Raw genomic sequence first — 13,923 nt, 5'->3', positions numbered from 1 at the left:
CCTCGTTGGCTGCTCATCAGTGCCGGGCCACCACGCCCGGCAGACGCCCCGCGCTGGGCGGGGCGTTTCGCTTAGCGGTTGTCGGACGTCACCTCGAAGCGGTACAGCACGCCTTTCTCCCGGTCGTCCGGCTCGGGATCGAGCAGCTGCAGGCGGGGCTCGTCGTAGTGCTTGCCGGCGCAGCGGCGGGCGGCCTCCATCGGGCTATAGGCGCAGGTGGCACGCTTACCACCGCCGCTGGCGGCATAGGCATCGCCGCTGGCGCGGCGCACGCGAATGATCACGGACTGGGTCATGACGCCTCCTTGAGCAGCCATTTCTGGGCGACGTTGCCGGCGATGTAGCCGCCCAGCAGCAGCCAGGTCAGCGTCTCGAACACCTCGACCGGCAGGTGGCCGGCGATCAGCAGCCAGACCATCACGGCCTGCCAGGCCATCGCCGACCAGAACTTGCGCGAGCTCCAGCGCGCGGCGACCTCGTTCATGCCGCCTCCTCGAAGCGCTCGGCGTCCTCGAGCAGCTTGGCCACCAGCTTGTCCACCTGGCTGTCGGTGGGCTTGATCACCACCTGGTCGTCGGCCTCCTCGACGGTCACGCCCACGCGCTTCAGCTCGGTCACGGTCAGCTCGGCCAGGGCCTTGCGGATCGGCTCCTCGCGCACGCGGATCATCGCCTCGGACTGGTCGGGGAAGTGGCGGCGGATCAGCTTCACCACCTGGGCGGCGTCGTCCCAGGTCAGCTTGCCCTTGCCCTTGGTCATGCCCACGCGCACCCCGGCGATCACCACGGTGCGGCGCTTGCCTTCCCACAGCTCGGGGTTGGCCTCGACCGAGGCGCGCAGCCGGTCGTGGGCTTCGCTGGTGCGGCGCACGGCGTCGCGGATCTCCGGCAGGGCCTGGCGCTTGGCGTCTTCCACCTGGCGCTCCAGGGTCTCGACCAGCTGGCACAGGCGGTCGCGCTCGGCGGCGTAGTCCTCGGCGCGCTTGTTCACGGTTTCCATGGGGGTCTCACTGTTCACGGTCTTGCTCCTCGGCTTCGATCTCACGGGTTACGGCGTCGATGGCCTGCATGTAGCGCTGGGCGTTGGGGCCGTGCAGGCAAACCAGCCCGCCCAGTACGGTGTCGCTGTCGTCGCGCACGGTGATGGCGACCTGGTTGGCGCCCAGGGCGCCCATGTCTTGCAGCACCTGGGCGACCGGGCTTTGCCCGATCTGCTCCAGGCTGGCGAGGCGTTGCAGTACGGTCATGCGGATCTCCTGTCGGCGTGGCGGCTGATCACCCAGGGCGCCAGGTAGGCCATCAGCGCCTCGGTCTCGTCGGCGTCCAGCAGCAGCTCGGTCTCGTGGGCGCACAGGGTCAGGCTGCCGTCGCTGGCCAGGGCGAACACCGGCTCGGCGGCGGCCTCGTCGCTGGTTTCGAGGCTGGCCGAGGGGCCACCCCTGGCCTGGCGAAGATCCGCGATCAGCTGCTGCATGCTGGGCTGTGCCTGCTCGGGTGCGACCGGCTCGGGCGTGGCCGGCACCGGGCGCTCGGCGTCGATCGTCTGCCACGCCACGCGGCCCCGCTCCAGCTGGATCTTCGCGACCCGATCGGCGCGGCCCAGGGCGTTGAGCGCACGGGTCACGGCCTTGCGGTCCAGGCGCAGGTTGTCGGCGATCTGGCGCAGCGACAGCGGCTTGCCGACGTGCGCCAGGTGCGCCTCCACGCGCCCCTTGATGGTCGTGGGCGGGGCGACGTCCTCGCCCTGGGCGAGCATCGGCAGGCTGTAGCGGCGCCCGTCGCCGTGCGGGTGGGTCACCAGGGCGCCGTGCTGGGCCATGGAGGACACCCGAGAGGCCACGCTGTGGCGGCCCTCGGCCAGGGTGGTGTGGGCGTAGATCTCGGTCAGCGTCAGCGGATCGGCGGCGCGGCCGAGGATCTCGCGGATCTCGTTTTCGAGGGCGATGTCGAGGTCGTCCTGGGAAGCGAATACCTTCATTGAGCCTTCCTCCGGGTGAAGTCGGCGGCCCCGCTGCGCGGGTGGCGGTGATGGCGAAGCGGCTCGATGGCGGCGCCGTTGCGCTGCGGCAGGTGAGCGACCGGGCGCTCGGCGGCGTCGGTCTCGGCGCGCCAGCGGGCGACCAGGTCGGGCCAGGCCTGGTCCTGCAGGGGGATGGATGGCGTGGCGTCGTAGCAGGCGCCGCGGGGCGACAGGCCGGTGTCCTGGGCGGCCCACAGGCGAAGGGATGCGGCATGCTGCGCCTGCAGAAGCGGCTCTCTTATCAGGGCCTGCCGACGGCCGGCCTCGGGATCGGCGAGGAACTGGCGGAACGACACGCCGTGGCGCTCGAGGCGCAGCCGGGTGTACTCGCCGAGCCGTTCGGAACGCTCGGGATTGGCCAAGTACTGCGCCAGAGTCAGCCCCGCGCGGGACAGACCCAGCAGCATGAAACGGTCGGCGTAGTAGTCCAGGGTCTCGTCGGGGTAAATCATGCGACACCTCCGTGGCGGGCCAGGTAGGCCCGCTTCTCGTCTGCGGTCACGGGGCGCTCGAGGCGCTCCAGGCTCACGGTTTCCAGCTCGCCGGCCGGCTCGCGCCCCAGCACGATGGCCTCGGCGCGGCGGCAGGCTTGCGGCGCGGTGAAGGCGGCCAGCTCCAGCACCACCCGCACCTCGCGGTGGCCGGCCGGGGCGACGCCCACGCGGTACGCCGCCAGGTCGTTGGGCGAGCACTGCTGCGGCGTCTCGCCGCCGAACAGGTCGGGGTGATGCGGGCCGGGGATCACGGTCGGGGCGTTCACGCTTCACCTCCCAGGTCCTGCCAGGCGTCGCGGATATGCTCGGCGCTGGGGCGGGCGGCGCCGGTGGCGGCGGCGAACATGCTGGCCAGGCGCAGGGTCTGCGACAGGCCGCGCAGGGCGCCGGGGCGGCGGCCGATGCCCAGGCACAGCTGGCGGGATTCCTTGTCGGCGATGCCCCAGGCCTCGAGCAGCGCGGTCACGTCGGCGTCCTTGGCCCGCGACAGCCGCACCCGCTTGGCCACGCGGCTGAACAGCTGGGCGAAGCCGACGCTGCGGCTGCCGCCGGTCAGCTGGCTGTAGACGATCTCGTTGCCGACCAGGGCCAGGCCGATGCCGGCGGCGTCGTGGATCGAGCGGATCGCGTCCAGGGCGCGGTGGGTCAGGTGCTGGGCCTCGTCGATCACCAGCAGCCCGCGGGTCTCGCTGACGCGCTCGATGATGTTGGCCTCGACCACGTGCACGGCGCCGGAGGCGCGGATGCCCAGCACCTGGGCGATGCGCGCCAGGATCGGGCCGGGCGCGGAGGCCGCGGGGGTGGCGGTGACCACCCAGACGTTGGGGGCCTGGTCGCGGTAGCGGGCGAGCGTGGTGGTCTTGCCGACCCCGGCGCCGCCGTAGATCACCGAGACGGCCTCGGCCATCTGCGCGAAGGACAGCGCCGAGAGCACGGCCCGGGCGGACGGGGTCTCCACCCACTCGGGGGCGGTGGGCATCTGGCCCTCCAGGGCGGCGGAGGCCTGGCGGCTCTCCAGCCAGCGGCGCACGTCGGTCTCGACGGCCGCCACATTCCCCTTGTAAACCCCGTTCAGCCACTGGCTCAGGCGGGCCTTGCCCACGCCGGTGAGCTGGGACAGCGCGGTCTGCGACAGGCTCTCGGCCTCCATGATGCCGCGCACCTCGCTGATCAGGGCCTCGTCGTGCGCTCCGCGGGTCTTGTCCAATTGGGTCACCTTGCTATCGCTCATCTGATACACTCCGTTTGCGTTGTGATGGGCCCTCGGGCCCGTTGCTGCAGGCCTCGGGAGGTGCTGACTCCCGGGGCCTTCCTGCCTAGATCTGGCGCTTCTTCCACTGGTCGAAGCTGCCCTTCACCATCGAATCCCAGCTGTACTTCTCGGCGGCGCTGTCGGCCTCGCCCACGTCCTCGTCCTGCACCAGGTCGCTGCCCGCGACGCGCTTGCGTTCGCCGAAGCTGCCGCGCACCACGCCGGTCTGCAGCGGCGCGCTGTCCTCGGGCTCGGGATCGGGCAGGTAGTCCAGGGCTTCCATGGCGCTCATGCGCTGCTCGGCTTCGGCCTGGTGCTTGGCGGCCTTGGTCCGCTGGGTGCGGTTGCGGGCCCACTCGCGGGCGGCGCGGCTGTCGCCGAAGCCCACGGCGAACTGGCACTCGGCTTCGCCGATGTAGCGGCCGTCGAGCTGGTAGACGTGCACCGCCTGGTGCAGGGCGTCCGGGTCGAAGCGCACCACGACCTTGCGGCCGATGTGCTCGATCAGGGCGTCGCTGCCGTAGCGGTTCTTGCCGTTGGGGCCGCTGCCGACCTTCAGCGAGAGGCTGCTGTCGCGCTGCACCGTCACTGCCTCGGCGGCCAGCAGCCACATGCGGCGCTGCGCGCTGGTCGGGCGGCGGATGCTGTCGGCGTTGCGCTGGTAGCTCTCGTCGAACGCCTGGGCGAAGGAGAGCCGGCCGTCGCAGATCTCGGTGCGGCGCCCCGCCTTCTCGTTCCACTGGCGGATGGCGTCGGCCAGCACCTCGCAGAACGTCTCGAAGGGGATGGCGCGCTCGGCGTAGTTGTCCGGCTTGGCCATGGGGTTGGGGCCGGTGTAGGCGCCGCGCAGCTCGTAGCGCTTGTCGGCGTATTCGCCCAGGCCGCCCACGCCGAAGCTGCGCTCCACCGGCTTGGCCTGGCCGTGGCCCTTGCCCTTGAACACGCTGGTCCAGTGCACCTGGATGCCCAGCTGCGGCATCAGGCCGACCGGGTCTTCCTCCTTCACCTTGAAGCGGTAGCGGGTCTTCACCCCGCCGGTCATCCACTTGTTGGCGGCGGCCCGGGTGTTGTCGATGGTCACGTGCTCGGGGATGCCGAAACGCTCCAGCACGTCGCCCAGGGCCAGGCGGATCATGTCGGTGTGCTCGGTGCGGTCGGTACGGAAGCCGACGATCCGGCGGCTGTAGACGTCCTGCCAAAACCAGGTCTTGGGGCGGTCGATGGTGCCGTCCGGGAACTGGACGAAAACGTTGTGCTTGTAGCCGTCGCCGTTCAGCCAGTACATGGCGTGCAGGTCGCGCACCGTGCGCTGCTGCGCGGGGTAGAGCCGCATCAGCGCTTCCTCGCCTTCCCGCGCCAGCACCCGGGTGGTGGTGGGAATCTGGTCCACCCAGCGGGTGATGGTGCGCTGGCTCGGCATCGTCCAGCCGTGCTGGCGGGCGGCGTCCTGGGTCCACTGGTAGCAGGCGGCAATGCTCGGCGCCTCGGGGCGCAGGTACTGAACCTTGAAGAACTCCCAGGCCTCGCTGCTGCACTGGGCGCCCGCGCTGCGGCCGGTGTAGGCCGGTACCAGGGCGGCAAGCCAGTCGGCCCGATCAACGCCCTTCACGTCCTTGAACCAGCGGTACAGCGTGGAGCGCGATTCGCCGAACGCCTTGGCGGTCTCCTGGATGGCCCGCGAGCGTCCGGTGCCGCTTTCTACCAGCCGCTCCACGGCCTGCAGCACCTGCAGCTTGCGGGCGGCCTCGTCCTTCAGTCCCTGGGGGCGGCGCTCGTAGGCGGCCCACAGGCTCTCGCGGTCGACCACCGCCGGGCTCGCGCTGCGGCGCGGGGCCGGGCGGGCCGGTGCGGCCGGCTGGGCTTGCTTGAGCAGCGCGGCCTGGGTCTCGGTCGGCAGCGAGTCGAAGGCGTACTCGCGGCCACCGCCACGCCCGGCACGGCGACGGCTCTCCCAGTCGTCACGCTTGGCCCGGCGCACCACGGCGCTGTGGGTGTCGGGCATGCCGGGCAGGCCGGCCAGCTCCTTGGGGGCGTACCATTCCCGCGTCATGATTCCGCTCCCTCGAACAGCGCCAGCTCCGGGGCGTCGTGCTTGCGCACGTTCTCCCGGTGGCCGGCCAGCTGCTCCATGGCCTGGGTGACGCCGTGCAGCACGTCGGCCGCCTCGGCCTCGCTGCGATAGAAGCGCGTCAGCAGCGCCACGGCATCGTTCAGTCGGTTCTGCAGATCGAGCAGCTCGTCCTGGTTGCTGGCTCGCCCGGCGGGGATGTCGATCACCAGCTTCTGCGCGCTGGCGGCGATGTACTGCGTCACGAACGTGGCGTCGCAGGCGAACTCGAACGGGCGGATCCGCTTGCTCGGGATCGAGCCGTCCTTCATCCAGCCGTAGACGGTCCACTCGGTGGTGCCGATCAGGTCCGCCACTCGCGGCACGCTCCGGTTGTGCTTGTGCAGCGCATAGTCCAGGCACAGGCGGATCGCGTGCTGCATGGTCTGCGGGGTGGTTGGCTTCCAGCGCTTGCGCGTCATTTGCACCCTCCTTCTTTCAGGGGCCTCCAAACGTCGTCGCATCTTGTGTCTAGGCGGGCCTGGGTCGGCGGCCTACGCTCAACTCGAACGACGAATGAGGGCGGTCTTATGCAGCGTTTCGACGGTTCGTATCCCGATGCCCTTTGCGGGCGCCAGTGGTACCCTTGGCGTGATAGCGGCTCGGCCAGATCGTGGCCGCGTCAATGCCGATCGCCTCCGCGATGATCCGCTCGCCCTTCGGCCAGGGCCGGGCCAGCGCATTCGTCAGGGTGGTCGGAGAGGCATAGCCGTGATGCGTCGCCAGGCGGCGCAGGCTCCAGCCGGCCTTACGGAGCTCCGCGACAATGTCTGCGCGGTGCCAGTCCTTGAGGGCGGCTTTTTTCGGACTGCTGCTTTTGGTCATGTGCCAACGCTCTCTTGGTGCATGTGTGTTGCGTCATGGCTACATACTGAGCCACGAACGTGGATCACGTCAACACAAACAGAGTGCGTCAATGTTCAAAAGGAGTGCACGAACGTGGATAAAGACGGGAAAATAACTGAATATCAAGAGGTTATAGATAACTATGACGCGTCAAACTTCTTCTAGTGATCAGGTCAATGTTCAGGCCGGGAAGGTTGACGCGTTTTGCGATCGCCTGAAGGTGGCCATAGATCGTGCCGGCGGCCCTACGAGCATGGCCTACAAGGCTGACGTATCCACGTCCGTGATCAACAAATGGAAAAACGGGAAGTCTGAGCCACAGGTCACCTCCTTGGTGAAAATGGCCAGAGTCGCAGGCGTGTCGGTGGGATGGCTGGCGACGGGCGAAGGCGACCCCGAGGGCGGCGAGCCGCCGGCCGAGCTGGGCCGCCCCGACGCCGACCTCGACGCCCTGGAGGAGATCGCCCTGAAGGTGCTGGCGCTGATCGACAAGCGCCGCCCGGACCTGTCGCCCAAGGCCCGCGCGCGCATCGTGCGCCTGGTGTACGAATTCTATATCCGGCAGGAACAGCCGATGGACGAAGCCAGCCTGGACAACGTCATAGAGCTGGCGGCATTCAGATAGACGCAGGGGGGAAGGCAGTGATCGACGACTTGCTGAAGAAGATCGACGAGGCGATAGCCGACGAGGACGACAGCCGCCAGGACGGCGCCGGCAGGGGCTCGACCCACATCAGCATTGGCGACATCGTCAACAACACCGGCACGGTGGTGATCGGTGGCAACGTCGAAAGGAAGGATCGGCAGGAAGACGAGGGCAGCGACCGCCAGGCCCGGCAGCCGTGCGGCGCCATGACGTGCTCGGAGGTGGCTTGGCTGCGCCGCCAGGTGCTGGCCCTTAAACAGTGGGTATGGGGCGATTACTCGCCGGATGCTTTGAACGCCCTTAAACACAACGGGCGCCATCGCGGCGCCCGTCTCACTTCATGTGGCCTATCTGCCCCTCGGCGGCCCGTTGTCCCAAACCATCACCGCCCGTCCCGTTCAGCCCGTCCGCGCCGCGCCACTGCTCGCCAGCCCGCGCCACGCCGCATTTCCCGTCCCGCTATGTCTTCCTTGCTGCCACCAAATCCCACTTCCCCCTATGTCCCATACTCCTTGTCTCCCCTCAGTGAGGCGTGAGGCGTGAGGCGTGAGGCGTGAGGCGTGAGGCGTGAGGCGTGAGGCGTGAGGCGCCTAAATATAGCCTTATGAGGCTATTACATTGAAAAATAGCCTCGAGAATCTATCCTGAGGCATGACCGCCGTCCTCGGGAGCCCCCATGGCCACACGCCTCGCCGTCATCACCGGCGACATCATCGACTCGCGCCGCCTCGAAGAGGGCCCACGCCTCCACCGAGTGCTCGAGACGACCCTGGCGGGCCTCGCCGAGCGCCACGAGGGCGACTATCAGCGCTATCGCGGCGACGGCTTCCAGCTCGCCATCGCCCGGGCCGAGGCGGCCCTGGACGCGGCCGTGGCGCTGCGTGCCGCCCTGATCGCGCACTCCGAGACCGGACACCGCTGGGATGCCCGGCTCGCCGTCGCGGTGGGGCACGACGACTGGCGGCCCGGCGAGGCGCTGGCCTCCGCCGATGGCCCGGTCTTCGTCGCCTCCGGCCAGGCACTGGACGCGCTGAATGCGTCGGAGACGCACCTCGCCCTGCGGCATACCGACGTCGATGAGGGCTCCTGCGAGGCACTGCTGATCCGCCATCTGGATGCCCTGCTGGCCGACTGGTCGCCCCGCGCCGCCGAGGCGGTCGGCCTGCGTCTGACCGAGGATCTCACCCAGCAGGCGCTGGCCGAGCGGCTGGGCATTCGCCAGCCCAGCGTCCACAAGCGGCTGCGCGCCGCCCGCTGGGCCCTGCTGGCCGACACCCTGACGCATGTCCGCGCCTCGCTCGCCGGCGAGGAGGCGACGCCATGACCGCCACGGCCCTGACGACGCTGTTCGCCCTGATCATCGCTCACCTGGTGGGCGACTTCCTGCTCCAGCCGCGACGCTGGGTCGAGGCACGCCAGCGCGACAAGGCCCGTGCCGGCGTGCTCTACCTGCATGCCGGGATCCATGGGCTGCTGGCCCTGGCGGTGCTGGTCGTCGCCAGCATCGATCCGCTCGCCGCCGCGGCCTGGTCGGTGACCATCGCCGCCAGCCACGCGCTGATCGACCTGGGCAAGGCGCATCTGGACCCGCGGCGGCTGTGCTGGTTTCTGCTCGATCAGGCCCTGCATCTGACCGTGCTGGTCGGCGTCTGGCTGGCCTCGCTGGGCAGCCTGGCACCGCTCGCCGCGGCGGCCGACTGGCTGAGCCGCCCCGAGGTGATGGCGCACGCCCTCGCCTACCTGCTGGTCACCCGCCCCATGGCCATCGCCATCGCGCTGACCATGCGCCCCTGGAGCGAGGAGGTCACCGACCCCGGCACCCTGGTCGCCGCCGGGGCTCGCATCGGCATGCTCGAACGGCTGCTGGTGCTGACCCTGGTGCTGCTCGACGAGCTGACCGCGGTGGGCTTTCTGCTCACCGCCAAGTCGGTGCTGCGCTTCGGCGATCTGCGCGCCCGCCGCGACCGCAAGCTCACCGAGTACGTGCTGCTGGGCACCCTGCTCAGCGTCACCGCCACCCTGGCGCTGGGTCTGGCGGTGCGCCAGCTGCCCTGGACGGCCTGAGCCATGCGATTCGGGAAACTGCCCTATCTAGTGCTCGCCCTGCTGCTGGGCGGCTGCGCCGGCGGCGAACGCCTCGTCGAGCCCACCGGCGTGGCGATCGACGACAGCCACCCGTCCAGCGCCCACTCCAGCCGGGTACGCTTTCTGGTGCTGCACTACACCGACGAGGACGAGGCGACCTCGCTCGAGATTCTCACCGGGCCCCGCGTCAGCGCCCACTATCTGGTGGCGCGCCAGTCCGGCCGGGATCTCGGCGCGCCGCGCGTCTATCGCCTGGTCGACGAATCGCGCCGCGCCTGGCACGCCGGTGCCAGCGCCTGGGCGGGCCGCACCCACCTCAACGACAGCTCGCTGGGCATCGAGCTGGTCAACGCCGGGCCGGATCGCACGCCCATCGAGACCGCCTCGAAGGTGAACTGGGCGCCCTTCCCCGACGACCAGATCACGGCACTGATCGCCCTGCTCAGGGACCTGATCGCGCGCCACGACATCGCCCCCACCGATCTGCTCGGCCACGCCGAGATCGCGCCCACGCGCAAGATCGATCCGGGACCGGCCTTCCCCTGGCGGCGCCTGTACGCGGCCGGCATCGGCACCTGGCCGCTGGAAGCCGACCTGGCCCGCTACCGTCGGCTCTTCGCCGCGGGCCCGCCGCCGCTCGCCACCCTGCAGCGGGCGCTGGCGGCCTGGGGCTATGCGGTCACACCGAGCGGCAAGCTCGATGGCGCGACCCGAGGCGCGCTGCGAGCCTTCCAGATGCGCTATCGGCCAGCCGACCATCGCGGCCGGCCGGACGCCGACACTGCCGCTCGGCTGTGGGCGCTGCTCGCTCACTACCGCCCCGAGGCGCTGTCCGATCCCGAGCTGGCCTCGCCAATCCCGTCGCCCGGAGAGACACCAGCACCGCGGGGATAGTGGATGACGTCGTGGAAGCGCGCCGCCCCCTGGCCCGGGTTGCGATAGGCGTGGGGCCGATCGGCGCCGAAGCGCAGCCCCTCGCCCGCCGTCAGACGCCGCCAGACGCCGTCCACTCGCACCTCCAGCTCGCCCTCGACCACCACCAGATGCTCGACCACGCCCGGGGCGTGGGGCGCCGACTCGCTGACCGCGCCCGCGGCCAGGGTCCCCACCAGCAGCTCGAAGCCGAGCGCGGGGTCGAAGGGAAACAGCGGCACGGCCGCCATGCCGGCGGCATCGCCCTTGGAGGCCGGCGCGGCCTGACGCGCGGCGCCGGTCGCGTCATCACCCTCGCCGACGGCCTCGGGTTCGAACAGGCTCGAGAACGGCACGCGGAAGCCGCTGGCGATCTTCCACAGCGTCGCCACCGTGGGGCTTGATTCACCGCGCTCGATCTGGCCCAGCATGGCCTTGCTGACGCCGGTCTCCCGAGCGGTGCGATCGAGGCTCCAGGCCTCGGCGCGGCGCAGCGTCCTGAGCCGCTCGGCAATGTGCTGCGAGATCTCCTGCATCGGCCTCTCCCGGTCGCGTTCGGACAGTTCTAATAGTTCGTTCTGATAGATCGTTCGAATGGATGGAAAGGCGCCATTGTAGCGCGGCCGCCGTGGCGTGCCTGCCCATTTGTGCGTTATAGCGCACGGTGCTAGGGTGACGCCATCGTACGTTATAGCGCACACGTTTCCGGAGCCCTCCCATGTCCACGTCAAGCCGGCCGACGCCGAGCCCCGCCACCGCCGAGCGTTCCTCGCTGTGGCGCGACAGCAGCCTGTCGACCCTCACCGCCGGCTTCATCGCGGTGCTGATCGGCTATTCCAGCTCGGCGGCGATCATCGTCCAGGCCGCCGAGGCGGCCGGCGCCAGCCAGGCCGAGATCGGCTCCTGGCTGTGGGCGCTGGGCATCGGCTCCGGCGTCACCACCCTGGTCTTCTCGCTGCGCTACCGCATGCCGCTGCTCACCGCCTGGTCGACCCCGGGCGCGGCGCTGCTCGCCACCAGCCTGCCGGGGCTACCCATGAGCGAGGCGATCGGCGCCTTCCTGTTCTCGTCGCTGCTGATCACCCTGTGCGGCGTGACCGGACTGTTCGAGCGTCTGATGCACCGCCTGCCGCGTGCGCTGGCCTCGGCCATGCTGGCCGGCGTGCTGCTGCGCTTCGGGCTCGATCTGGTGATGACCGTGGAACACCGGCTGGTGCTGCCGCTGGCAATGGGGCTGACCTACCTGGTGGCCAAGCGGCTGTGGCCGCGCTATGCCATCCCGCTGGTGCTGGCCGTGGGCGGCCTGGTGGCCCAGGCTCAGGGCCTGCTGGATCTGGGCGCCATCACCCCGGCGCTGGCGGTGCCGGCGTATACGGCGCCGAGCTTCGACCTCGGCACGCTGATCGGCGTCGGCATCCCGCTGTTCGTGGTCACCATGGCCTCCCAGAACCTGCCCGGCGTGGCCGCCCTGCGCGCCGCCGGCTACCAGCCGCCGATCTCGCCGCTGGTCGGCGGCACCGGGCTGGCCGGCCTGGCGCTGGCCCCCTTCGGCGGCTTCGCACTCAATCTGGCGGCGATCAGCGCCGCGGTCTGCCAGGGCCCGGAGGCGCATCACGACCCGCGGCGACGCTACGCCGCCGGGGTCGCGGCGGGCGGCTTCTACCTGCTGCTGGGGCTGTTTGGCGCCACCGTGAGCTCGCTGTTCGCCGCGCTGCCCGGCGAGCTGGTGGTCGCCATCGCCGGCCTGGCACTGCTGCCGACCCTCGGCGCGTCGCTGGCCGACGCCCTGGGCGATGTCAGCCAGCGCGATGCCGCCCTGCTCACCTTCCTGGTCACCGCCTCGGGTATCGCGCCGGGCGGCATCGGTTCGGCCTTCTGGGGGCTCGTGGCCGGCCTGGTCGCCCTGGCCATCGGTCGCTGGCGCGCCGCGGGCAACGTCGCCTGAGCCATGTCGCGCTCGGCACCGCTGGCGTCGCCGCCGCACTGCGTCAGCCCGGGCGCATCTGCTAGGGTGCCGCGACCCAATAACAATTTTCCTCCCTGGAGCAAGCCAATGGCGAACCCGACCCTATCCATCTGCCGGGGACGCGACATCACCCCGCACCTGCCGGCCCTGGCCCAGCTGCGCATCCGGGTCTTCCGTGACTTCCCCTATCTCTACGACGGCGACGAGGCCTACGAGGCCAGCTACCTCGAGCGCTACGCCGCCAATCCGGAAAGCTTCTTCGTGCTGGCCTTCGACGGCGACACCCTGGTCGGCGCGGCCACCGGCCAGCCGCTGGACGACGAGGTCGACGACTTCCGCGCACCCTTCGAAGCCGCCGGCTACCGCCCCGAAGGCGTCTTCTACTACGGCGAGTCGGTGCTGCTGCCCGAATACCGCGGCCGCGGCATCGGCAAGGCCTTCATGGAGGCCCGCGAGAGCCACGCCGAAAGCGAGGGCTTCGGCCATGCGGCCTTCTGTGCCGTGGAGCGTCCGGTCGACCATCCGCTCAAGCCGGACGACTATCGGCCGCTGCACGACTTCTGGAACGCCTGGGGCTATCGCCGCACGCCGTCGCTATCGACCACCTTCAGCTGGAAGGACATCGATGCCGACGAGGAGACCGCCAAGCCGATGATCTTCTGGCTCAAGGCCCTGGATTCATGAGCGAGAACCACCGCCCGACGGTGACCGTGGCAACCGCTCAGTACCCCATCGACCGCTTCGCCACCTTCGCCGATTTCCAGGCCAAGGCGGCACGCTGGGTGCATGACGCCGCCAGCCGCGGCGCCGAGCTGCTGGTGTTTCCCGAGTACGGCGCCATGGAGCTGGCCTCGCTGCTGCCCGAAACCGAGCAGGGCGACCTGGCGGCCCAGCTGCACGGCCTGCAGCCCTGGCGCGATGCCGTCGTCGAGACCTGGCGTGAGCTTGCCCGCGAGCATGGCGTGACCCTGCTCGCGCCCTCGCTGCCCTGGCGGCTCGATGACGGCCGCTTCGTCAATCGCGCCTGGCTGTGCGGCCCGGACGGCGACCTGGGCCATCAGGACAAGCAGGTGATGACGCGCTTCGAGAACGACGAATGGGGGGTCGAGGCCGGCCACGGCCTCAAGGTCTTCGACACCCCGGCCGGGCGGCTGGGCGTGCTGATCTGCTACGACAGCGAGTTCCCGCTGCTGGCCCGGGCGCTGGTGGACGCCGGCGCCGAGCTGCTGCTGGTGCCGAGCTGCACCGACACCGAGGCCGGCTTCCAGCGCGTGCGGCTCAGCGCCCAGGCCCGCGCCATCGAGCAGCAGGTGGCGATCGTGCACTCGCCCACGGTGGGCGAGGCGCTGTGGTCGCCGGCGGTGGACATCAACGTCGGCCGGGCCGGCATCTACACGCCCTGCGACCACGGCTTTCCGCCCGATGGCGTGCTGACCCGGGCCGCGGATGCCACCCCGGGCTGGCAGATCGCCCGCCTCGATCTGGCCGCGATCCGCGCCCTGCGCGACCACGGCCAGGTCAACAACCACGCCGACTGGTCCCTGCAGGACGCCTGCCTGGCCACGGGCATCACCCAAGAGACGTTCACCTAACGTC

20 protein-coding genes and 1 other RNA gene are annotated in these 13,923 nt (G+C 70.3%); 8 read left to right on the top strand and 13 right to left on the bottom strand.

Features of this window, described 5'->3' with window-relative positions; genetic code table 11:
• Nucleotides 1–3: 3 nt before the first annotated feature.
• From UN84_RS06130 to UN84_RS06075, 12 genes are all read right to left on the bottom strand, one after another.
• An RNA gene (locus UN84_RS06130) (hammerhead ribozyme type II) lies at nucleotides 4–73 on the bottom strand.
• Nucleotides 72–296, bottom strand: coding sequence for a hypothetical protein (locus tag UN84_RS06125; protein ID WP_046079663.1), 225 nt, complete (start codon nucleotides 294–296; stop codon nucleotides 72–74). The genes UN84_RS06130 and UN84_RS06125 overlap by 2 nt, the downstream gene beginning before the upstream one ends.
• Complete coding sequence (locus tag UN84_RS06120) at nucleotides 293–484, bottom strand: hypothetical protein (protein ID WP_046079664.1); 192 nt, start codon at nucleotides 482–484, stop codon at nucleotides 293–295. Before UN84_RS06120 ends, UN84_RS06125 begins: the two co-directional genes overlap by 4 nt.
• The gene (locus UN84_RS06115; RefSeq protein WP_152662871.1) at nucleotides 481–1,017 is read right to left on the bottom strand and encodes a host-nuclease inhibitor Gam family protein; all 537 of its coding nucleotides are present in this window, start codon (nucleotides 1,015–1,017) and stop codon (nucleotides 481–483) included. The genes UN84_RS06120 and UN84_RS06115 overlap by 4 nt, the downstream gene beginning before the upstream one ends.
• Nucleotides 1,007–1,246 (bottom strand): hypothetical protein, encoded by a 240-nt coding sequence (locus UN84_RS06110; RefSeq protein ID WP_046079666.1) that lies wholly within the window; start codon nucleotides 1,244–1,246, stop codon nucleotides 1,007–1,009. Before UN84_RS06110 ends, UN84_RS06115 begins: the two co-directional genes overlap by 11 nt.
• The gene (locus UN84_RS06105) at nucleotides 1,243–1,977 is read right to left on the bottom strand and encodes a DNA glycosylase AlkZ-like family protein (RefSeq protein ID WP_046079667.1); all 735 of its coding nucleotides are present in this window, start codon (nucleotides 1,975–1,977) and stop codon (nucleotides 1,243–1,245) included. The genes UN84_RS06110 and UN84_RS06105 overlap by 4 nt, the downstream gene beginning before the upstream one ends.
• Entirely contained in the window at nucleotides 1,974–2,471 is a 498-nt protein-coding gene (locus UN84_RS06100; RefSeq protein WP_046079668.1) for a hypothetical protein, read from the bottom strand. Before UN84_RS06100 ends, UN84_RS06105 begins: the two co-directional genes overlap by 4 nt.
• Nucleotides 2,468–2,779, bottom strand: coding sequence for a hypothetical protein (locus tag UN84_RS06095; RefSeq protein WP_046079669.1), 312 nt, complete (start codon nucleotides 2,777–2,779; stop codon nucleotides 2,468–2,470). The genes UN84_RS06100 and UN84_RS06095 overlap by 4 nt, the downstream gene beginning before the upstream one ends.
• On the bottom strand, nucleotides 2,776–3,744 hold the full coding sequence (locus UN84_RS06090) for an AAA family ATPase (protein WP_052719374.1): 969 nt from the start codon (nucleotides 3,742–3,744) through the stop codon (nucleotides 2,776–2,778). The genes UN84_RS06095 and UN84_RS06090 overlap by 4 nt, the downstream gene beginning before the upstream one ends.
• 85 nt (nucleotides 3,745–3,829) lie before the next feature.
• Nucleotides 3,830–5,815, bottom strand: coding sequence for a transposase domain-containing protein (locus tag UN84_RS06085; protein WP_173834970.1), 1,986 nt, complete (start codon nucleotides 5,813–5,815; stop codon nucleotides 3,830–3,832).
• Nucleotides 5,812–6,294, bottom strand: coding sequence for a hypothetical protein (locus UN84_RS06080; RefSeq protein ID WP_046079672.1), 483 nt, complete (start codon nucleotides 6,292–6,294; stop codon nucleotides 5,812–5,814). The genes UN84_RS06085 and UN84_RS06080 overlap by 4 nt, the downstream gene beginning before the upstream one ends.
• 106 nt (nucleotides 6,295–6,400) lie before the next feature.
• Nucleotides 6,401–6,697 carry a helix-turn-helix domain-containing protein gene (locus UN84_RS06075; RefSeq protein WP_046079673.1) on the bottom strand — a complete coding sequence of 99 codons (297 nt, stop codon included), beginning with the start codon at nucleotides 6,695–6,697 and terminating at the stop codon, nucleotides 6,401–6,403.
• A gap of 163 nt (nucleotides 6,698–6,860) precedes the next feature.
• Here UN84_RS06075 and UN84_RS06070 point away from each other — a divergent pair, with 163 nt between their 5' ends.
• From UN84_RS06070 to UN84_RS06050, 5 genes are all read left to right on the top strand, one after another.
• On the top strand, nucleotides 6,861–7,343 hold the full coding sequence (locus tag UN84_RS06070) for a helix-turn-helix domain-containing protein (protein WP_082090920.1): 483 nt from the start codon (nucleotides 6,861–6,863) through the stop codon (nucleotides 7,341–7,343).
• Nucleotides 7,344–7,360: 17 nt separating this feature from the next.
• Nucleotides 7,361–7,900, top strand: coding sequence for a hypothetical protein (locus tag UN84_RS06065; protein WP_152662873.1), 540 nt, complete (start codon nucleotides 7,361–7,363; stop codon nucleotides 7,898–7,900).
• 140 nt (nucleotides 7,901–8,040) lie between these two features.
• A complete protein-coding gene (locus UN84_RS06060) occupies nucleotides 8,041–8,688 on the top strand; it encodes a hypothetical protein (protein ID WP_046079675.1) in 648 nt (215 codons plus the stop codon).
• A complete protein-coding gene (locus UN84_RS06055; RefSeq protein WP_046079676.1) occupies nucleotides 8,685–9,428 on the top strand; it encodes a DUF3307 domain-containing protein in 744 nt (247 codons plus the stop codon). The genes UN84_RS06060 and UN84_RS06055 overlap by 4 nt, the downstream gene beginning before the upstream one ends.
• 3 nt (nucleotides 9,429–9,431) lie before the next feature.
• Nucleotides 9,432–10,343, top strand: a complete 912-nt coding sequence (locus UN84_RS06050; protein ID WP_046079677.1) for an N-acetylmuramoyl-L-alanine amidase — start codon at nucleotides 9,432–9,434, stop codon at nucleotides 10,341–10,343.
• On the opposite strand, the gene UN84_RS06045 is transcribed toward UN84_RS06050, so the two are convergent.
• Entirely contained in the window at nucleotides 10,262–10,897 is a 636-nt protein-coding gene (locus UN84_RS06045) for a helix-turn-helix domain-containing protein (protein WP_046079678.1), read from the bottom strand. The two genes, UN84_RS06050 and UN84_RS06045, sit on opposite strands and share 82 nt — an antisense overlap.
• 182 nt (nucleotides 10,898–11,079) lie before the next feature.
• Here UN84_RS06045 and UN84_RS06040 point away from each other — a divergent pair, with 182 nt between their 5' ends.
• The 3 genes from UN84_RS06040 to UN84_RS06030 all read left to right on the top strand — a co-directional run bounded on the left by UN84_RS06040 (nucleotide 11,080) and on the right by UN84_RS06030 (nucleotide 13,919).
• A complete protein-coding gene (locus UN84_RS06040) occupies nucleotides 11,080–12,306 on the top strand; it encodes a benzoate/H(+) symporter BenE family transporter (protein ID WP_046079679.1) in 1,227 nt (408 codons plus the stop codon).
• Nucleotides 12,307–12,414: 108 nt separating this feature from the next.
• Entirely contained in the window at nucleotides 12,415–13,011 is a 597-nt protein-coding gene (locus UN84_RS06035; protein WP_046079680.1) for a GNAT family N-acetyltransferase, read from the top strand.
• Entirely contained in the window at nucleotides 13,008–13,919 is a 912-nt protein-coding gene (locus tag UN84_RS06030) for a carbon-nitrogen hydrolase family protein (protein ID WP_082090922.1), read from the top strand. The genes UN84_RS06035 and UN84_RS06030 overlap by 4 nt, the downstream gene beginning before the upstream one ends.
• Nucleotides 13,920–13,923: the final 4 nt, after the last annotated feature.

The organism is Halomonas sp. HG01, assembly GCF_000968715.2.
Lineage (GTDB): Bacteria > Pseudomonadota > Gammaproteobacteria > Pseudomonadales > Halomonadaceae > Halomonas > Halomonas halophila.
The sequence above is the reverse complement of the archived record's forward strand: the minus strand, read 5'-3'. Positions and strand labels throughout refer to the sequence as shown.